19 protein-coding genes are annotated in these 19,329 nt (G+C 58.8%); 8 read left to right on the forward strand and 11 right to left on the reverse strand.

Going from position 1 to position 19,329, the window contains the following annotated elements:
* Nucleotides 1-7: 7 nt before the first annotated feature.
* Both ACLM45_RS11430 and ACLM45_RS11435 read left to right on the forward strand, forming a co-directional pair.
* Nucleotides 8-3,415: an efflux RND transporter permease subunit gene (locus tag ACLM45_RS11430; RefSeq protein WP_415409377.1), complete on the forward strand. Its 3,408-nt coding sequence runs from the start codon at nt 8-10 to the stop codon at nt 3,413-3,415.
* On the forward strand, nt 3,412-3,705 hold the full coding sequence (locus tag ACLM45_RS11435; RefSeq protein ID WP_006043115.1) for a hypothetical protein: 294 nt from the start codon (nt 3,412-3,414) through the stop codon (nt 3,703-3,705). The genes ACLM45_RS11430 and ACLM45_RS11435 overlap by 4 nt, the downstream gene beginning before the upstream one ends.
* Nucleotides 3,706-3,757: 52 nt before the next feature.
* Here ACLM45_RS11435 and ACLM45_RS11440 read toward each other — a convergent pair whose 3' ends face one another.
* On the reverse strand, nt 3,758-5,416 hold the full coding sequence (locus ACLM45_RS11440) for an alpha-D-glucose phosphate-specific phosphoglucomutase (RefSeq protein ID WP_415409379.1): 1,659 nt from the start codon (nt 5,414-5,416) through the stop codon (nt 3,758-3,760).
* A 112-nt stretch (nt 5,417-5,528) separates the two neighbouring features.
* Between ACLM45_RS11440 and ACLM45_RS11445 the strand changes: the two genes are divergently transcribed.
* Nucleotides 5,529-5,768 carry a hypothetical protein gene (locus ACLM45_RS11445; RefSeq protein WP_415409380.1) on the forward strand — a complete coding sequence of 80 codons (240 nt, stop codon included), beginning with the start codon at nt 5,529-5,531 and terminating at the stop codon, nt 5,766-5,768.
* A gap of 5 nt (nt 5,769-5,773) precedes the next feature.
* Here the strand turns inward: ACLM45_RS11445 and ACLM45_RS11450 are convergent, their stop codons facing one another.
* The 9 genes from ACLM45_RS11450 to ACLM45_RS11490 all read right to left on the reverse strand — a co-directional run bounded on the left by ACLM45_RS11450 (nt 5,774) and on the right by ACLM45_RS11490 (nt 13,228).
* On the reverse strand, nt 5,774-6,283 hold the full coding sequence (locus tag ACLM45_RS11450; protein ID WP_415409381.1) for a hypothetical protein: 510 nt from the start codon (nt 6,281-6,283) through the stop codon (nt 5,774-5,776).
* Between the two features lie 387 nt (nt 6,284-6,670).
* Nucleotides 6,671-8,101, reverse strand: a complete 1,431-nt coding sequence (locus ACLM45_RS11455) for a phospholipase D-like domain-containing protein (RefSeq protein WP_415409383.1) — start codon at nt 8,099-8,101, stop codon at nt 6,671-6,673.
* A gap of 39 nt (nt 8,102-8,140) precedes the next feature.
* Nucleotides 8,141-8,323, reverse strand: coding sequence for a hypothetical protein (locus ACLM45_RS11460; RefSeq protein ID WP_415409385.1), 183 nt, complete (start codon nt 8,321-8,323; stop codon nt 8,141-8,143).
* A gap of 10 nt (nt 8,324-8,333) precedes the next feature.
* Nucleotides 8,334-9,410: a DUF4912 domain-containing protein gene (locus ACLM45_RS11465; RefSeq protein WP_415409386.1), complete on the reverse strand. Its 1,077-nt coding sequence runs from the start codon at nt 9,408-9,410 to the stop codon at nt 8,334-8,336.
* 158 nt (nt 9,411-9,568) lie between these two features.
* Nucleotides 9,569-10,327 carry a phycobilisome rod-core linker polypeptide gene (locus ACLM45_RS11470; RefSeq protein WP_006043123.1) on the reverse strand — a complete coding sequence of 253 codons (759 nt, stop codon included), beginning with the start codon at nt 10,325-10,327 and terminating at the stop codon, nt 9,569-9,571.
* Between the two features lie 92 nt (nt 10,328-10,419).
* Nucleotides 10,420-11,010, reverse strand: a complete 591-nt coding sequence (locus ACLM45_RS11475; RefSeq protein WP_006043124.1) for a phycobiliprotein lyase — start codon at nt 11,008-11,010, stop codon at nt 10,420-10,422.
* A gap of 60 nt (nt 11,011-11,070) precedes the next feature.
* A complete protein-coding gene (locus tag ACLM45_RS11480; protein WP_006043125.1) occupies nt 11,071-11,448 on the reverse strand; it encodes a hypothetical protein in 378 nt (125 codons plus the stop codon).
* Nucleotides 11,448-12,113 (reverse strand): iron-sulfur cluster biosynthesis transcriptional regulator SufR, encoded by a 666-nt coding sequence (sufR, locus tag ACLM45_RS11485; protein WP_415409388.1) that lies wholly within the window; start codon nt 12,111-12,113, stop codon nt 11,448-11,450. Before sufR ends, ACLM45_RS11480 begins: the two co-directional genes overlap by 1 nt.
* Before the next feature lie 41 nt (nt 12,114-12,154).
* On the reverse strand, nt 12,155-13,228 hold the full coding sequence (locus ACLM45_RS11490; RefSeq protein WP_415409389.1) for a class I fructose-bisphosphate aldolase: 1,074 nt from the start codon (nt 13,226-13,228) through the stop codon (nt 12,155-12,157).
* A gap of 209 nt (nt 13,229-13,437) precedes the next feature.
* Between ACLM45_RS11490 and ACLM45_RS11495 the strand changes: the two genes are divergently transcribed.
* The 5 genes from ACLM45_RS11495 to ACLM45_RS11515 all read left to right on the forward strand — a co-directional run bounded on the left by ACLM45_RS11495 (nt 13,438) and on the right by ACLM45_RS11515 (nt 18,563).
* Nucleotides 13,438-13,797 (forward strand): ferredoxin-thioredoxin reductase catalytic domain-containing protein, encoded by a 360-nt coding sequence (locus ACLM45_RS11495; protein ID WP_006043128.1) that lies wholly within the window; start codon nt 13,438-13,440, stop codon nt 13,795-13,797.
* A gap of 5 nt (nt 13,798-13,802) precedes the next feature.
* The gene (sufB, locus tag ACLM45_RS11500; RefSeq protein ID WP_006043129.1) at nt 13,803-15,242 is read left to right on the forward strand and encodes a Fe-S cluster assembly protein SufB; all 1,440 of its coding nucleotides are present in this window, start codon (nt 13,803-13,805) and stop codon (nt 15,240-15,242) included.
* A 68-nt stretch (nt 15,243-15,310) separates the two neighbouring features.
* Nucleotides 15,311-16,099: a Fe-S cluster assembly ATPase SufC gene (gene sufC / locus ACLM45_RS11505; protein ID WP_415409390.1), complete on the forward strand. Its 789-nt coding sequence runs from the start codon at nt 15,311-15,313 to the stop codon at nt 16,097-16,099.
* A gap of 2 nt (nt 16,100-16,101) precedes the next feature.
* Nucleotides 16,102-17,298, forward strand: a complete 1,197-nt coding sequence (locus ACLM45_RS11510) for a SufD family Fe-S cluster assembly protein (protein WP_415409392.1) — start codon at nt 16,102-16,104, stop codon at nt 17,296-17,298.
* The gene (locus tag ACLM45_RS11515) at nt 17,295-18,563 is read left to right on the forward strand and encodes a SufS family cysteine desulfurase (RefSeq protein WP_415409394.1); all 1,269 of its coding nucleotides are present in this window, start codon (nt 17,295-17,297) and stop codon (nt 18,561-18,563) included. Before ACLM45_RS11510 ends, ACLM45_RS11515 begins: the two co-directional genes overlap by 4 nt.
* Here ACLM45_RS11515 and ACLM45_RS11520 read toward each other — a convergent pair.
* Nucleotides 18,527-19,273, reverse strand: coding sequence for a class I SAM-dependent methyltransferase (locus ACLM45_RS11520; protein WP_415409395.1), 747 nt, complete (start codon nt 19,271-19,273; stop codon nt 18,527-18,529). The two genes, ACLM45_RS11515 and ACLM45_RS11520, sit on opposite strands and share 37 nt — an antisense overlap.
* Between the last annotated feature and the right edge of the window lie 56 nt (nt 19,274-19,329).

The following is a 19,329-nucleotide window of genomic DNA, read 5'->3' on the forward strand; positions in this document are numbered from 1 at the left end:
TTAAATAATGTCTGCATCCAATAATTTCATCACGCGACCGGTTCTCACCACGGTCTGCAGCATTCTCATCGTGATCGTTGGCCTGATCGCTATTCCGATTCTGCCGATTGAAAACCTTCCGGATATTGCTCCTCCGACGGTGAAGGTAAGAGCGACCTACACCGGTGCTGATGCGGTGTCAGTTGAAGAAGGTGTCACCACCGTTCTGGAGCAGCAGATCAATGGTGTGGAAAACATGGACTTTATTAAGTCCAACAGTTCTTCCGATGGTGTGAGTGCCATTGATGTGGCTTTTGCGAGCGGCACGGACGGCGATATCAATCAGGTGAACGTCCAAAACAGGGTGTCGTTGGCAGAGCCTCAGCTACCTGAAGAAGTGCGAAAGGCCGGAGTAACCGTTAATAAGGCGTCCAACTCAATCCTTTTGGTTTACAACTTCGGAAGTGCTGATCCCGAGCAGATTCTTTATAGCGCTGAAACCATCAGCGGCCTGCTTGATCTCAAGCTCACTGATTCGATCAAAAGGGTTACAGGCGTCGGTGATCTCACTTACTTCGGTAACCGAAAACTGGCCTTCCGCCTTTGGCTCGATCCGAACAAATTGTCCGTATTCGGGCTCACCTCAACCGATATTGTGAATCAACTCACCAGTCAGAACCGACTGGTGCCAGCTGGGCAAGTTGGCGGTGAGCCCTCACCGAAAGGTCAGGAATTCACATTCACTGTTCAGCTTCAAGGTCGCCTGCGCAGTGTTGAGGAATTCGAGAACATGATTGTGCGCACGGCTGATGAAGGCGGAATTGTGCGTCTCCGCGACGTGGGCAGTGTGCAATTGGGTGGTGAATCCTATGCAGTTAGCGCAACTGATCTCCAGGGAGTGCCATCGGTGGGCCTCGCTGTTTATCAGCTCACAGGCAGCAATGCCCTGGAAGTGTCAGATGGGGTCAAGAAGGTGCTGGCGGAGTTCGAGAAGTCCATGCCCATCGGCATGAAGATGGAGAAGATCTACGACAACACCGATTTCATTACCGCATCAATTAAAGGAGTTGTGAATTCCCTCCGGGATGCTGTGATTCTGGTGGTGTTGATTCTCTTTCTGTTTCTGCAGAACTGGAAGGCCACCTTGGTTCCTGGAATTGCAATTCCGGTCGCACTGATTGGAACCTTCGGGCTGGTTTTGGCCTTTGGTTTTTCGCTGAATCAGCTCACTCTCTTCGGTCTTGTGTTGGCAACAGGTCTCGTCGTTGATGATGCGATCACGGTGATTGAAGACACCTCCACCAAAAAGTCGGAGGGGCTGAGCGCACTTGAAGCGGCCAAATCCACAATGGATGAGTTGTTCTCAGCCATCATCGCCACTTCTCTTGTGAAGTTCGCAGTGTTCTTGCCCGTGCTCTTCTTCCCAGGAGCCACGGGAACGATCTACAAGCAATTCGCAGCCACGGTGATTTTCTCGATCGCTATATCCACCTTCAACGCCCTCACCTTCTCGCCGATGCTTTCGGCCCTTTTGCTGGCGCGCGAATCAAAAGATCCCGGACGCAAGGTGTACGCCATCGCCGGAACCGTGATCGGATTTATCTACGGACTTCTTGTGGTGGGTGATGGTGCGGCGCTTGTGTTGGTGCCGACCATCGTTGGCGCCCTGATCGGGCTGCTGCTGTCCCGCTTCCTTCAACGTGAAGCTGTTCTCCCCTTCACCATTGGTGGAGCCATTGCCGGGTTGGTGCTCGTGGGTGTGAGCCGGATTCTTCCGGTGATTTTCTATCCCGCCCTGGGCCTCACTCTGGGTTGGTTCACGCCCGTGATTTTCGCCAACTTCAATCGCTTCTATGCGGTGATGGAAATCCGCTATTCCTCCGCTTTGAACTGGGCCCTGGGTTCACGCCGGCTTGTGATGGGGATTCTCGGCGTTGGCATCCTCCTTACCGCTGTCGCGTTCCGAGCGATCCCTGGGGGGTTCGTCCCGATTGAGGATCAGGGGTACGCCATCGGAGTTGTTCAGGCTCCTGAGGGTGTGTCCACTCAAGTGACTGAAGCCATCAACCAGAAGGTGGCCGCTGTCTTGAGAACAGAAAAAGACATCACAGCCGCATCGGTGTTCAGCGGAGCCAGTCTTGATGGAAACAGCCCGAATAAGGGTCTGTTCTTCTTTGGCACGAAGAATTGGTCTGATCGCAAGGAGAGGGATCAGAACGTCGGCGCCATCGTGGAGCGACTCAATCAGAAATTGGCTGCCTCCGTTGATGGTGCTCGGGTCATCGTGGTTGAACCTCCTGCCATTCCTGGATATGGAACTGGAGGCGGCTTTGAATTCCAGTTGCTGGATCAAAGCGGGGGTGCTTACAACCTTGCTGATCTCTATGCCACCGCTGGACGCCTCGTGCAAGCAGGTAATGCCGATTCTGATCTCAACAGGGTGTACACCCTGTTCGCTCCTGAGTCTCCCCAGATCGAGATCAAGGTTGATCGTGAGCGCATGGCCGCTGTTGATGTGGACTTTGGCTCTGCGATGCAGACCTTCAGTGTCAATTTCGGAGGCTTGTATGTGAACGACACCTTCCAAGAAGGCAAGGTGCGCCGCGTTTATGTGCAAGCTGATGCTCAAAGTCGGGCCACACCAGAGAAACTTTCATCGATCTACGTGAAGGATCTGAGCGGCAAACAGATTCCCCTATCTGAGTTCTTCACGGTTCGCGAGACCCTTGGACCGACGGTGGTTCCACATTTCAACCTTTACCGGGCCATCAAGATTGAGGGCACACCAGCTGCTGGCAAGAGCTCAGGCCAGGCGATCACCGCCATGAAAGGCACCTTTGAAACACTGAATCCCCAGGGGCTCGGTTTCGACTGGACAGGTATCTCTCGAGAAGAGGTCAAGGCGGGTGCACTCGCGGTGGTGATTTTCGCCCTTGGCATCCTGGCGGTGTATCTGGTGCTCTCGGCTCAGTACGAAAGCTATTCGGATCCTTTGATCATCCTGATGACGGTTCCAACGGCAATGCTCGGGGCCCTGGCCTTTCTGGCGCTGCGCGGTGAGGTGCTCAATGTTTATGCGCAGGTGGGTCTGGTGATGCTGATTGGGCTCGCTGCCGGTAACGGCATCTTGATCGTGGACATGGCCAACCAACGCATGCAGGCCGGTGCCAATGCCCTGGAAGCGGCTCGCTATGCAGCAGGATCCAGGCTCAGGCCGATTTTGATGACGGCGATTTCATCGCTGTTCGGCTTTATTCCGCTCGTTTTTGCCAGTGGTGCCGGTGCTAGGAGTCAAACCTCTCTCGGAGCCGTGGTGTTCGGCGGTCTGTTGATCGCCACAGTGTTGTCTCTGTTTGTTGTCCCAGTCTTCTACGTCGTGATGAAGACCCTGTTGGGTCAGGCAGAGGGGCAGGCTGACGGGGAGGTCAGCGCATGAGCAAAGCTCCTGCTGGCAAGGAGTCAGGCACTCCTCCTGGATTCAATGGATTCAAGGTGCTCTGGGCGGCGTTCATCGGTGCCGGCATCGGCGTTGTGCTGGCGTTGTTCCTTGAAACTTTTATCCGCAACACCCCAGCAGATCTTTCCAAAAATCGACTCCTTTACCTCTACGGAGTGGTGGTGGCATCCGCGGCTCTGTTCGGCTCATCCATCGAGAGCATGCGCCAGCTGCAGGAAGCGTCACCTGAAAAGGAGTATCGCCAAAAGCAACGCGCTCCTCGCGGCTAAAAAAAGCCCCCCTCTCGGGAGGCAGTGTGTTCATTTCGATGAACAGGCTTGATCAAGTGATCACAGTGGGCCTGTCCATGCCGGTGCGCGACTGAATTTCAGCCAGGTCGTTGATCGCGCTGATCATCTCGGCCAGGGCGACTTGGGGATCCTGGTTGAGGTCGCCGCTGTTGGGCACATAGCTCTCCAGATAAATCCGGATCGTGGCTCCCTTGGTGCCTGTGCCGGAGAGGCGCACCACCACGCGGCTCCCGTCGTCCAACAGGATGCGCAAACCCTGGCCGGTGGTGACGGACCCATCGACGGGGTCGGTGTAGCTGAAGTTGTCGGCTTCGCTGATGGTGCGTCCAGCAAAGGGCTGGCCAACCAGGTTCGGCAACATGGCCTCCAGGCGGTCGTAAAGGCCATGGGCGGCTTCGCTGGCAACGGCTTCATAGTCGTGGCGCGAGTAGTAGTGGCGTCCGAAGCGCTCCCAATGCTCGGCCATGATTTCGGCGACGCTGCAGCGGCGTTCGGCCAGGATCTGCAGCCAGAACAGCACGGCCCAGAGGCCGTCTTTTTCACGCACATGGTTGCTGCCTGTACCGAAACTCTCTTCACCGCAAAGGGTGATCTTGCCGGCGTCCAGAAGGTTGCCGAAGAATTTCCAGCCTGTGGGGGTTTCGAAGCAGTCAATCCCCAGCTCCTTGGCCACCACATCCACTGCTGCGCTGGTGGGCATGGAACGGGCCACACCCGCCAAGCCGGAGGCGTAGGCCGGCGCCAGCGTGGCGTTGGCGGTCAGCACCGCGAGGCTGTCGCTGGGATTCACAAAGCAGCGCTGGCCCAGAATCATGTTGCGATCCCCATCGCCGTCGCAGGCGGCACCGAAGCGGTAGTCGTCGCCTTCGAGCAGTAGTTCAGCCAGCTCGTGGGCGTAGGTGAGGTTGGGGTCGGGGTGCCCCTTGCCGAAGTCCTCTAGGGGAACGCCGTTGCGCACGCTTCCGGCTGGTGCACCCAGCAGACCTTCGAACAAGCGGGTGGCGTAGGGCCCGGTGACGGCATGCATGGCATCGAAGGCCAGCGGGAAGTCGCTGCGGATTAGATCGCGGATCTGATCAAAGTTGAACAGCTCCTGCATCAACGCGACGAAATCGTCCACGCCGTCGATCACCTCCACCTGCATGGCACCGATGCTGTGCAGACCCGGCGCATCCAGTGGGATCGCTGCGGCCTCAACAATCGTGTATTCCTCCAGGGTCTTGGTGCACTCGTAGACCGCATCGGTGAAGGAGGCGGGGGTGGGTCCACCATTGGCGCCGTTGACCTTCACGCCGAAGTCACCGTCAGGACCACCGGGGTTATGGCTGGCGGACAGGATGATGCCGCCGATGGCTTGGCGCTGCCGGATCAGGTTGGAGGCGGCTGGTGTGGAGAGGATCCCGCCGGTGGTGACGATCACCTTGCTCAGACCATGGGCTGCGCCCATTCGCAGAATCACGTCGATAGCGCGGCGGTTGCCATAACGTCCATCGCCCCCCAGCACCAGGGTTCCCCCCTGCACGCCTGGCAGCGTGCGCAATGAAGCCTCGATGAAGCTCTCCAGATAATGGGGCTCCTCGAACTGGGTGCTGCTTTTGCGCAGGCCGGAGGTGCCGGGTTTCTGGTCAGTGAAGGGAGCGTCCAGACGAACAAGGGTGTGCGTTGGTTTAGCCGAAGCGGATGCGGTCATCCCATCAGGCAGCGTTTCAACGGGAACCTAAACACGTCTGAACGCAAGACGGGTGTTCGGCACAACCAGTTGTCGCAGCTACCTTTCTTTTACGTGCGGGTTCCCATGCCTCATGCAGATCGATCACCCCAACGCCGAACCGCTCTCTGATGAGCAAAAGGCAGTGCTTGATGGGTTTCGCAAACGTCTGGAATCCATGGTATCCAGCCATGGCCTCACCAGTGATGATATGAATGAGTTGATCCGGGATCTGAAAAGCAACCCCCTGATCAGCGCACAGTTGCTGGAAGAAGCTCGTTCAGAGGTGACTCGGCTTCTTCCCGGTCAGCGCTTTAGTTTTGATTGGTCATAAGACCCTCAGGCCTTACCTGGAAATTGAGGGGTTTGTTGTTGGGGCTTGACCGGTTTGGCGCAAACCACGGTGAGGCGCCGCGCTGGACTGTCGATCCTGTCGCGGCGTTGGAACGTGTTTGTATCCACTGCGGTCGAGGCCTGGATCAGTTCCCACACGGCGTCCTTGCAGGCAGCGGGCAGCCGCGGGTGATCCATCATTGGGTCTGCCGTTAATCGAGTGCGTTCGCAGCTCCCGGTCTCGTTCTCACGCGAACACTCGTAGGCGAGCAGCTGAAGGGCGCGCAGCTCCTCTTTTGTGGGGAAAGGAACGTACTCAACATTTGCCTGAGCGGCGGGAACCCTCAACACCGCGAGGCTGAGCAGAAGAGTCAGGAAGCGCAAGGTGAGGTGCAGATCGAGAATTTCATTCTGCCTCTGATCTCCAACAATCGGATGCTTTGAGAATCGCCTGACAAGCTCCTGCCACAGCGTCTTTGAGTGCAGGGATGTGGTGCTTGAAGCCGTGTTCGGCACCAGCGATCCACACCATGCTGATCGATTCGGACAGTGTCAGCCCCGCGATCAGGTTCTTGCTCCGTAGCGGTCTTCCTCCTCCTGAATGATGACGACGGGCCCGTGGATGTGTTCGAGGTGGCTGAGCCGCTCCCAGTGATTTGCCGACCAGGATCGAGGGGCTGTTGCTCGCTCGACGTAAGCGCTGGCAACGACGGACGAGCTGGTCGCAAACATCATCCACCTGCGGGTCCGTCAGTTTGTGTTGGGTCTGATGGATGGCCTGGCCTTTGAAATCGTTCCCGATCGCGTGATAGCCGGCAGCAAAGAATGTTCGTGCGATTCCTGCGTTGGCTGAACTCCAGCAGGGGGCGCACTTCCCTTTTCAGCCGATGCCAAAGCAATGGCTCATGCTCGCGTTGTCCCACTCCCGCACTTGACCCGTTGCCGTTCCAGCTTGCGGCGCATCCATGGTGTGATTCCCAGTTCCGCACTTCGCCACATCCGATCGATTTCACGGTTGAAATGCGCTGCCAGTTGGGGTGAGTGAATCACTAGCAGGGTTTCATCGTTCTGATGCGCAGCACTCGGGCTCCAGTTGAAGGATCCAGTGATCACGATGCGGTTGTCGATTACAGCGAACTTGTGATGCAGCTTGTCGCCATGGGCGAGCCGCGGGGAGCCGACTCCGCTCAGAGCCTTGACCAAGGGACGGTTGCCCTTTTCCAACTTGCAGAAACGGTCAGGAAGGGCCACTCCGAGTAAATCGAGCACCTCTGAAAAGGACCGACTGGCAAAGCCAGGATCCGCCAGCAGCCTGATCGCCACTTGCGATTGACTGCGTTCGGCCAGTACATCTGTGAGCGACTGGGCTGAGAAAACGAACAGTGCCAGATCAATGCTGTGCTTCGCGGCGGTCAGGTGTTGGGCGATCAGTTGGAGGCCATGGTCTTCAGATCGCTGGCTATGGGGAGCGAACAGCACATCCACCCGTATCCCCCCCACCATCACACCTCTGACAGGCCGGCTTGGCTTTCCTCTCCCGAAGCGGCTGTTCTGCAGGCCACCCGGACCATCCCCCCACAGGATCTGGAATTCCTCTCTGAATACATTCGCCAGCTCGGTGCTTTGGATGCTCAGCAGATGATTCACATTCCCGCGCGTCCGAGGCGCGCCCGCATCGCCGTGAATACCGGAGCTTGTGAAGTTGGCACTGCCTGTGATCACCAGTTGCTGGTCGATCACCATGAACTTGTGGTGCATCAGTCCACTGCCGCGGCTGCCGTCCTCGGTGTCGTCGATGACAGGGATACCGCCCTGTTGCAGCAGCCCCACTGCATCACCAGCTCGACGCTCGCGCGATGTCAACACGCCATCACTATCGAGGTCGGCAAGAGCTTTCAACCGTCGAAGCCTCTGGCGGGCGTGGGCTGGCAGATCCGATTCATGCAGGTCTGCCCAGGGTGCGCTGTAGGTGTTTTCAAGCACCACTTGCACGATGACTCCGCGTTGGTGGGCTCTCACCAGTGCGGAGGCGATCTGCGGAAGTGTGAGCTCCTGAACCGCCACAAGCAACTCATTCGTGGCACGGTCGATGTGTTCGACCAGGTGCCGCTCTAAATCGTCGCCATTGCGCCACTGGTCTCCCAGAGGAGATCGGTAGCGGTTGTTATCGCGGTGGTTGAACTGAACCTGGATTCCGGGTGGAACGGGAAGGTTGCTCGACACACTGCCGATCACAACCCCGGGCTGGCTGCAACCAAGCAATGTGATAGCCAGCAACGCGAAGGATGGTCGCGTTAAACACAGGAATTTCCGGGTGATTGGAGCGTTGTTCATCACGCTGGTGCGGATGACAGCAGGATTCCCCGGCCAAGTTCAGTGGGGCATTTCCGAGGTGCGAAGCATGGTGACAAACCAGAGACTGCTCAACACAAGAGCGAGGCCAACACCAGCTCCGATCCCAACCTTGGCCATCGTCAATGGAACAGCCACTGGAAAAATCATGGCCCCTGCTAGGGGTGTGATGGCCACAAACCAGCGCAGTGCGCGATTGTTCATCCCCACGCAATCAGAACCACTCAGCTTTTGCTTCGCTGGCGGGGTTGCTGTTGTCTTCTGGGGTCACCCGCTCGAAGTTGAGCGTGATATTGCGTTTCTGCTCCCCATCCGCTGCTGTGGCCTCGATCGCGTAGGTCTGCTCGCCATCACGGAAAGGAACCTGGATGCGGAATGTTCCTTCGCTGGAAAGGGGCACTTCCTCATCTCCGATGGTGAGGCGGGCAGAAGGATCCGTGGCTCCATAAACGATCAGTTCAGCATCGGCGACCAACCAGAAGCTGCGTTGACGTGGAGCCACGCCACCGAGGCCTGATTCGTTGCGGCCACTGGCCCAGAGCCCTGCCCCGGAGTCGCTGAGTCCACGTTGATCACTGGAGTAGGAGTCCTGCTCGTGCAGGACTTCAGAACCCACCCTTCGGCTACGGAAGTGGGTGGTTGCACTTTGGTAGAGGCGCTCGTGCAAGCCACTGTCACCGGACTCGATCGGTGTAACGATCGGCTCAGGAGCCGGCGTCGTCGTCGTTGTGTCGAGGCTGAAAGGAACAAACTGATCGAGGATCTGGTCGCTGGGATGAAGAGCAGGAACTCTTGCCACTGAAGAGAAGGCCAGAGAGATCCAGTTGCTGCCTGTACGGAAACCGAGCTCAACCCGATAATCGCGGTCGCACAGCGGAACAGGGAGGTACCACTCCGTGCTGTGGCTATCGACTGGAACTTCCTGGAGGGTGTGGGGATGGGAAGACCCGCCTTGAAGACCGGTCACGTCAGCTAAACGCAGGCTGAGGTGTGAAGCCCCCTCAGACTGCGCATGCCGGCGATCCTCATCGGAGATCTCCCAAAACACATAAGCCCACTGGGGATCACGGGGCAGAAAAACAACTCTGGTGCTTGTCTGGGGGCGTGCTGGTGGGTTCAGCTCGGCTTCGATCGCCTTGAGGTCTCCACCTCGACGCTCCTGCTTCTCCGCGATCGCTGAGACCAGAGCTTCCTTGCTCTTGCGGCTGTAGAGAGTTACGCCGAGATCACTAGCCATCTGACGCAGTTGACGAAGAGTCAGACGGGCGAGATTCGTGATGGCTTGCGTCACTGGAGGTCTACCGGGTTTCTTCGGGATCAGTCTGTAGGCAATTTCCTTTTTTCAAACAATCAGAACGCCTGTGGTCAGCATCTTCTGACTGCAGGTGGCCTTGTCCCACAAAAAAACGGGGCCAAAGGCCCCGTTGAACTGATGAAGCAAGCGATCGCTCAGCGTCCCACGCTGCGATAGGGGACCTTTGAGAGATAGTCGATGTCGGCGGATCCGCTGGGTGAAGCTCCAGTTGCTCCGGCCATGCCACGGACCCAGGGCAGGTAGTCCTCGGGGAAGCCACCGCGGACGCGCTTCGCTCTCGGGGGTAAGGCCTTGGCGATGCCGGTGTAGATGACCTGAGGGAATCCGAGAATGCCTCGGTAGTACTCGTCGTAACGGGGCGTGGTGATGTTGAAAGGGGTCTCACCGAGTTCGCGCCCTGGAAGGACACGGTTGCGCTGATAAGGAACCGTGTCGTATCCGAAGGCGTTGAGGTATTCCTCACTATCGAGAAGAGCGTCCACCATCCCCTCGACACCTTTGGTGGCGATCACGATCGACCAGGCAATCTCTTCGGATTTGCCATGGGTCTTGCGACCAAGAACCTTCTCAACCAAGTGGCGGACCACCTTGTAGTTGGAGTTGAGGCTGTAGAAACTGCGCTTGAACGTGTCCGAAAGACACAGGCCTCGAATGAAATCCCTGACGGTGATCTGACCGTTTCGCAGCTGGGATTCGAGAAAGGTCTCGCGGTCGCTTTTGAACGCGTGGAAGAAGATCTGCCGATAGGCCGACTCGATCACCGTTGTGAGGTTCTCCGCGTCCATCGAGATATCCATCTGGCGTGAACGCTGGTTCTCGTCAGAGGCGACCCGGATGGCAGCGACTCGGTTGTTTTGCGTGGTTGGGGCGTATTGCAGAAGGGGGAGTGCCACGCGTTTAGGAATCCACTGGCGTGATCGTAGAAGTGCGAGTCAACGCACCTCTCCACTGCCCACCTCCGCCTCACAGTCCGTAACAGTGAATCTCACCAGCCGAACAGCGAGTTCACTGGTCCAGGGACAGCAGCAACGGTTGTGGCTCTTGCTTCAGAGAGGCGTGTCTCGATGCAGAAGGATGCATTGTTCGACAAGCCTTCCACGGTGCTCGACCGCACTCTCACATCGGGTCCGCAGAAGCTGAACCGCTCCCACACCGTCATCATCTCGTAGCTCGTGCGCAGGATCAGGCCGTCGCGGTCATCCATGTTGAAGGTTGATGTCGCAGGAGCTTTCTCGGCGTAACCCTGATCTCTGAGCAAGGTGCCGCTGCGGTCACCATCACCGCTATCAATCAGGGCGAAGCAGGTTTCACCGTCGTGCGCATCGCCATCGCGATCCCACGCCATGTTGGCGCTCCAGCGAACATGGCTTCCGCCAATGATCCGTTCGGGATCTTGCCCATGTTGCCGGGCCATCGCCACAAGGCGGTCATCGCTTGGCAGAAGGTCGTCAACCACGATCAGTGACCCTCCGGCTTCCGCGCGCCGGTGCAGAAGGTGGTGAACGCTGCGCTGGGATCGCCATTGCCCGCAGCTGAGCCGGAAGAAGCTCAGCGCGTTGGGAATCTCCAGAGTCATGGTGGGAGCAGAGCTTCACTGATGATTACAGGAGGTCCGCAGCGATTGGGACCAGTAGCCTCAGCTTTTCTCTTGAAGACGTCGACGACTTGCGGCTTCGGCCTTGTCGATCAGTGCCTCGAGGGTGAGCTCGAGGGGGGTGAGTCCACAAGCGTCCGCCAGGGTGTTGAGCTGGTTGGAAATCACCTGAAACTGTCTGAGCAGTTCGTCTTGGAACTCCGAATCGTCGCGAAGCGCAGGTTGCTCCCCGCACCAGACCTGAATCTCTTCATTGCTGGGGAGCGGTCCCTGACGGCGCGGCGCTGCGATGGATTTCAGGGTTGCCAGGCAGTGCGCCTGCAAGCGCAGATGATGCCGATCCAGTGTTGGAAGGAGTGTGGCTTCGATCCTCTCGGCCTCTTCTCGGGTGAGAGGTCCGTTCAGTGTTGAAGACTCCATCACGACGGGGTCTTCGTTTCTGAATGGTTGTCCACAGGGCTGATCTGAAAGCCACAGGAGTGGCCCGATTCCAGGCGCCAGTGCACCCGCTCCACCCGGCAGTCGGGGAACGTGAGTCTGATCAACTGAAGTTCTTGATCACAAATGGCGGGGAATGCTTCAGCGATTCGCTGGACAGAGCAGTGAAATTCACTGATGCACCACCCGCATCCATCCTCCGCAGGCGCCATGTCACTGACGTATCCTTCGCGGCTGCGCAGATCAACGAGGGCACGGACCCGTTGCTCAAGAGGAGCATCACCGAGATGCCGCCTGTACTGATCGGCTTTTTCGTGAGCCTGCTGCATGAGCAGGGCGCCCAGCATCTCGGGGGGGAGGCTTTGGGCTAAGGAGTCCAGCAACCCGAGGGCGAAGGTTTCGCTTCCGTCAGGAAAGTGCTCATGCCCGCGGGCGGTCAGATGCCAGAGGTTGGACGGGCGCCCTGGTCCCGCGGTTACCGCGGTGGATTCCACCAGCCCTTCCTCTTCGAGCGTGCGCAGATGCCGCCGCATGGCTTGCACTGAGATTCCCAGCTGGCTGGCCAGTCCGGCCGCATCGATTTCACCCTGCCGAAGCAGCAGGGTGAGCGTCGCTTCGCGGGTGGGTGCCTGGGATGGAGCGCCCATGACGTCGGGATGGTCTTCTCACCATGCCACGGGATCAGGACTCAAGCGATGGTGACTTCGGGACTCAGATACACGTCCTGAACCGCGTGGATCAGATCCACGCCCTCCTGCCGAGGCTTCTGGAATGCTTTGCGTCCCATGATCAGTCCGCTGCCCCCGGCTCGTTTGTTGATGACGGCTGTACGGATCGCTTCATGCATGTCGTCACTGCCAGAGGCACCGCCGCTGTTGATCAGGCCGATCCGGCCTGCGTAGCAATTGAGAACCTGGTAACGGCACAGATCGACTGGATTCTCACTCGACAGCTCGCTGTAGATGCGATCGTCTGTCATGCCAAAGGAATGGCCGAGAGCTTTGGCTACAGCGGGGTAGCCACCGTTGTTGGCCGGCAGCTTTTGCTTGATGATGTCGGCACCGATTGTGACCCCGAGGTGGACCGCTTGACCGGTGAGGTCTGCGGAGAGGTGGTAATCGGCTTCGGGCTGTTTGAAGATCGGATTGCGCAAATAGCACCAGAGCACCGTGGCCAGGCCGCGATCGTGGGCATGTTCGAACAGGGCAGCAATCTGTTGCAGCTCCCTGTTGCAGTCGTCGCTCCCGAAATAAATGGTGGCACCGATGGCCACGGCACCCATGTCCCAGGCCTGGTCCACCGATGCGAACAAGATTTGCTCATGCACGTTCGGTGCCGTGAGCAGTTGGTTGTGGTTCACCTTCACCATGAAGGGAATGCGGTGCGCCCACTTCCGGGCCACGGAACCCAGAACGCCGAGAGTGGAGCACACGGCATTGCAGCCGGCCTCGACAGCCAGCTCGACGATTGCCTCGCTATCGAAATAGTCGGGGTTGGGGGTGAAGGAGTGAGCTGCAGAGTGTTCGATGCCCTGGTCGACCGGGAGGATGGACAGGTACCCGGTGTTGGCTAAGCGACCACTCCCATACATCTGTTGAATGCTTCGCAATACCTGCGGATTGCGGTCCGACAGGCTGAATCGATCCACCACGTGGGTGTTGGGTAGGTGGAGTCGTTCTCTGCTCACCCTTGGCGGCGTGTTCAGGATCAATTCAGCTTCGGCTCCAAGCCAGTCGCTGAGCGGGCGGTTGGCAATGGCCATGGCGGATAACGGTGGTATTGCGCCGAAGGTAATGACAGCCCGCCACTCCGTCAGTGCATGGGCGACATCGCCTCCTGAGATGGTGATCTGGTGTCATTCACAATGGGCGGATCCGTCGGGTGATGGATCCGTGCTCTAGGCTCCAAAAACGAAACCAATGGGTTTCGTATCTCCCCCGGTTCCGTTCCCCCAAAGCCCCATTCCGCGCCATGACAGACGCCCCTGCCGGCACTTCAGAACCGACTGTTGAGAGCCTTGAGGTCATCCGTAAATTTGCTGAGACCTACGCCCAGCGCACAGGGACTTATTTCTGTAGCGATCCTGGTGTGACTGCTGTCGTGCTGAAGGGACTAGCGCGTCATAAGGATGAACTCGGTGGTGCGCTCTGTCCCTGCCGCCATTACGAGGACAAGGAAGCGGAGGTGTCTCAGGCGTTCTGGAACTGTCCTTGCGTGCCGATGCGTGAGCGCAAGGAATGCCACTGCATGCTGTTCCTCACGGAGGACAACCCTTTCCGGGGTGACGATCAGACGATCACTACCGAAACCATTCACGCCACCGCCGGCTGATTGCCATGACCTCCACGTCCACACGGGATCTTGTCAGCCAGCCGTACAAATACGGCTTCGTGACCGAGATCGAGACCGACAAGATCGCTAAAGGTCTCAGTGAGGACGTGGTGCGTCTGATCTCGGGAAAAAAAGATGAGCCCGATTTTCTGCTCCAGTTCCGTCTGAAGGCATTTCGGCATTGGCTCACTCTCGAGGAACCCGACTGGGCTGCGCTCGGGTATCCGCCGATCGACTACCAGGACATCATTTACTACGCAGCCCCGAAGCAGCAAGACAAAAAAGCCAGCCTCGATGAGGTCGACCCCAAGCTTCTGGAGACCTTTGACAAGCTCGGAATTCCTCTGAGCGAGCAGAAGCGTTTGAGCAATGTGGCCGTGGATGCTGTCTTTGACAGTGTGTCCATTGCCACGACCTACAAGGAGAAGCTTGCAGAGCACGGTGTGGTGTTCTGCTCCTTCAGTGAGGCGGTCAAGGAACACCCCGCTCTGATCGAGCGCTACCTGGGCACTGTGGTGGCCAGCAACGACAATTACTTCGCGGCTCTCAATTCCGCTGTGTTCAGTGATGGGTCCTTTGTGTTCATCCCCAAGGGTGTGGAGTGCCCGATGGAGCTCTCCACGTATTTCCGCATTAATTCAGGGGATACAGGGCAGTTTGAGCGCACGCTGATTGTTGCCGAGGAGGGGGCTTCGGTGAGTTACCTCGAGGGATGCACCGCGCCGATGTTCGATACCAACCAGCTGCATGCGGCCGTTGTCGAGCTTGTGGCGCTGGATGACGCTTCGATCAAATATTCCACGGTTCAGAACTGGTACGCCGGCGATGAGAACGGGGTAGGCGGGATTTACAACTTTGTGACCAAGCGGGGCCAGTGCCGTGGCGCGCGGAGTCGCATCAGCTGGACTCAGGTGGAAACAGGCTCGGCGATCACTTGGAAATATCCGAGCTGTGTTCTTCAAGGAGCCGACTCGGTTGGCGAGTTCTATTCCGTGGCTCTCACCAACAACCGCCAGCAGGCCGATACCGGAACCAAGATGGTTCATGTTGGACCACGCACCCGCTCCACGATTGTGAGCAAAGGCATCAGTGCCGGTCACTCCAGCAATAGCTATCGCGGTTTGGTACAGATCGGCCCGGGTGCGTCCGGCGCTAGGAATTACAGCCAGTGCGATTCGATGTTGATCGGTGATCAGGCCGGTGCCAACACTTATCCCTACATCCGCTCCCAGCAGCCTGATTCAGCGGTGGAGCACGAAGCCAGCACCTGCAGAATCTCCGAAGACCAGCTCTTCTATCTTCAAAGTCGAGGAATCGGTTTCGAAGAGGCTGTATCGATGATGGTGAGTGGCTTCTGCCGCGATGTGTTCAACCAGCTGCCGATGGAATTCGCCGCTGAAGCTGACAAGCTCCTTGCCCTCAAGCTCGAGGGCTCCGTGGGCTGACGCCTGCACCGCTTCAGCTCAAGTTTCTTTCTTTTCACTCCTTCTTCTTTCCCACCTTTTCTTCCACCGTGATTCGTCCCGACGCCGAGCTGCTTCTCGACATTTCCGACCTGCATGCTTCCGTGGAGGATCAACCCATCCTCAAAGGCGTGAACCTGCAGGTTCGTGCCGGTGAGGTCCATGCGGTGATGGGACGTAACGGCAGCGGCAAAAGCACCCTCTCCAAGATTCTCGCCGGCCATCCTTCTTACCGCGTCACTGGAGGATCCGTGCATTACCGCGGTGATGATCTCTTCGCGCTCGAACCAGAGGAACGGGCACGCCTCGGCGTGTTCCTCGGATTTCAGTATCCGGTTGAGATTCCCGGGGTCAGCAACCTGGAATTTCTAAGGGTGGCCACCAATGCTCGCCGGGACACGCAGGGCCAGGAAGAGCTTGACACCTTCGAGTTCGAAGACCATGTGCGCGAGAAGCTCAAGGTGGTCCAGATGGATCCTGCCTTCCTTGAGCGAAGCGTCAATCAGGGGTTTTCGGGGGGAGAGAAAAAACGCAATGAAATCCTGCAGATGGCTTTGCTCGAGCCAGTGATCTCCATCCTTGATGAAACAGACTCCGGACTCGATATCGATGCTCTACGCATCGTTGCCGGCGGGGTGAATCAGCTCTCCAGCCCAGACACAGCATCGATTTTGATCACCCACTACCAGCGTTTGCTGGATGAGATCACTCCCGACTACGTCCACGTGATGGCTGCAGGCCGGATTCTGCGGACTGGTGGCAGGGAACTGGCGGTGGAGCTTGAGCAGATCGGGTACGACTGGGTGGATGAGCAGCTGGCGACCGAGGGAGTGGCCTGATCATGGTCAACACCGTGTTGGCACCAGTTCAGACGCGAGGGCGGGCCAACCTCGAGAAGCTCGGCTTGCCAACCCGACGTCAGGAAGCCTGGCGGCTCACGGATCTCAAGCGGCTGAAGGCGATGGCGTCCCTTCCACACGTCGCAGGCGCCGATCAGAGTTCCTGGCCGTCGGTTGACCAGGATGTCACCCGCCTTGTGATCGGGACAGATTCCGATCCCCTGGAGGGGATTCAGCTTCCAGAGGGCGTGTCGCCTCTGAGCGAGGCCGAGCTTGAGCAGGCCCTTGGACACACCCTGGATCGCTGCGGTTGTGCCGAGGTTTGGCCCGTGGAACTCAACCATGCCCACAGTCGGCGCGTCTTGGCTCTGCGGGTGCGTGGCTCGGTGGCCCCTCTCGAGATCGTGCTGGCTGCAGGCGATGGCCTGATTGCTACGCGGGTACTCCTGCTTCTGGAGGAAAAAGCGGAGCTGGACTTGCTTCAGGTGATTCCAGCCGAACGCGACAACGCAGCTGCACCTTTGGCCCACAGCCACGTGATTGAGGTGCATCTCGGGCAGGAGGCGCGTCTGCGCCACGGTCTTCTGGCCAGTGCGAGTGGTGACACCTCCCTGCTTGCTCATCTGGCGGTGGAGCAGGAACCTCGCAGCAGCTATGACTTCGTGAGTGTTTGCCGTGGTTGGCGCTTCGGCAGGCTGGAGCCCCGGGTGCTTCAGGTGGATGGACAGGCCACCACCCGGCTGAATGGTCTGGCGATGACCGGTGGGGATGAACAATTTGCCACCCATACCGGCGTTTGCTTTCAAGGCCCGGAGGGATCACTCGATCAGCTTCAGAAAGCAGTGGCGGCTGATCGGTCTCACAGCATCTTCAATGGTGCGATTCAGGTGCCCCGGGCTGCGCAGCGCACGGATGCATCCCAGCTCAGCCGCAATCTGCTGCTGTCCAGTCAGGCCCGCGTCGATGCCAAGCCAGAGCTGGAGATCGTGGCCGACGATGTGCGTTGTGCCCACGGAGCCACGGTCAGCCAGCTGCAGCAGGATCAGCTGTTTTACTTGCGCAGCCGGGGCGTGGCTGCTGATGAAGCTGCTGCGCTGTTGCTGAAGGGTTACTGCTGCGATGTGGTGGATCGTCTTCCTTCAGTGGCGCCCTCCTGGCTGGCATCCTCTGCCGTCAAGGATCCCGCCCGCCCCCTATGACCACACTTTCTCGTGATATTGGCGTAACGCTTGCGGAACGGACGCGTGCCGATTTCCCAATCTTGGCTCAGGCGTCCGCTCAAGGTGATCCTTTGGTCTATCTCGACCACGCGGCGACCAGTCAGAAGCCCCAGGTAGTGCTCGACGCCCTGCGCAGCTACTACAGCTGCGACAACGCCAATGTGCACCGGGGAGCGCATCAGCTCAGCGCCCGTGCCACGGATGCCTTTGAGGGGGCCCGCGCTGCTGTCGCCCGATTCGTGGGGGCTGCCGGCCCTGAGGAGGTGGTGTTCACCCGCAATGCCACCGAGGCCATCAATCTGGTTGCTCGCACCTGGGGAGATGACAACCTTCAGGCCGGCGATGAGGTGCTGCTCAGCGTGATGGAGCACCACAGCAATCTCGTTCCCTGGCAGCAGCTTGCCCAGCGCACGGGTTGCGTGCTGCGTCATGTGGGGATCACCGGGAGTGGAGAGCTCGACCTCGATGACCTTCGCCGGCAGCTCAACAAGCGCACTCGATTGGTGAGCCTTGTGCACATCAGCAACACCCTCGGGTGTCGCAATCCAGTGGAGGAGATCGCGGCTTTAGCTCATGGTGTCGGTGCTCTCATGCTCGTTGACGCCTGCCAGAGCCTGGCCCACCAATCCACCGATGTGCAGCGCCTGGGAGCTGATTTCCTCGTGGGGTCCTCCCACAAGCTGTGCGGTCCCACTGGCATGGGCTTTCTTTGGGCGCGAAAAGAGCTGCTCGAGGCCATGCCTCCGTTTCTGGGAGGTGGAGAAATGATCCAGGATGTGTACCTCGATCACAGCACCTGGGCGGCTCTGCCCCATAAGTTCGAGGCTGGTACCCCCGCCATTGGCGAAGCGGTGGGGATGGGTGCGGCGATCGCTTACCTGGAAGAACTTGGGCTTGAGCAGATCGCTGCCTGGGAAGCGCAACTCACGTGCCATCTGTTTCACAAGCTCGAGAGCATCGAGGGGCTGTGCATCCTTGGTCCCACCCCTGAGCAGCAGCCTGGACGGGGAGCCCTCGCCACATTTCTGGTTGATGGTGTCCACGCCAACGACATCGCCTCCATGCTGGATCTCGCTGGAATCTGCATCCGCAGCGGACATCACTGCTGCCAGCCCCTGCATCGGCATTTCAACGTGACTGGCTCGGCCAGGGCCAGTCTCAGCTTCACCACGACGTTTGAGGAGATCGATCGTTTTGCGGCTGAGCTTCAAGGCGTGCTGGCGTTCTTCAGGGAGCACGGCTGAAGCACGGCGAGAGCCTCGCTCCCATGGGAGCCCCTCCAGGCCCAGCGCCAGCTCCAGCCCTCTTGGGCTGCGATCGTCTCGATCGTGCCGCGTTGGGCCGGCCAGTCGAACTCCTGCATGTGTTCAATAATGGCTTTGGTCTGAAGGGTGTTGAGCGCGGGCCAGTCGCGCACCCGATCGATGTAACGATCGAGGTAGGTCTCCCTGGAATCGTCGGCGTTCTGGAACACATCCACCCACAGCAGCAAGCCGTCGGGCTTGATCCGATTCCTGGCTCCCCGCAGAAACTGAATTTTCTGGCTGTCGCTGAGGTGGTGAATCGCGAAAGCGGAATGAATCACATCCACGCGCTCAGGCTTGCTGCCCTCCGCCAGAGGAGTGGGCCGTTCCGCCCAATCGAGGAGATCGCCTTGCTGCCATGTGCAGGGGAACGGCGCCTCACCCATCGCTCTGGCGGCCAGAGGCAGTACCGACGCTGTCAGGTCCAGGCCTGTGTAGGTATCCAGTGGCAAGGTCCTGAAGATGTCGGCCATGCGGGCCAGGTCGCCGCAGCCAAGATCCACGAGGGATGGTGGGGACCGGTGAGCAGGTCGTTCCGCCAGCCAGGCCTGCAGCGCCTCGGCCGTAGCGGCCGCCGCCGCCCGGTGTTCCATGGCGTCGTGCTCGAGCACGGTGCGGTAGGTCTGCCACTGCTGTTCAAACAGGCTCACCTTTCCTGTCTCCCGTTTCCTTCAGGCTGACAGCGGCGTCCAGGGACAGGGGGCGG

The organism is Synechococcus sp. A10-1-5-9, from assembly GCF_047716785.1.
Classification (GTDB): Bacteria; Cyanobacteriota; Cyanobacteriia; order PCC-6307; family Cyanobiaceae; genus Synechococcus_C.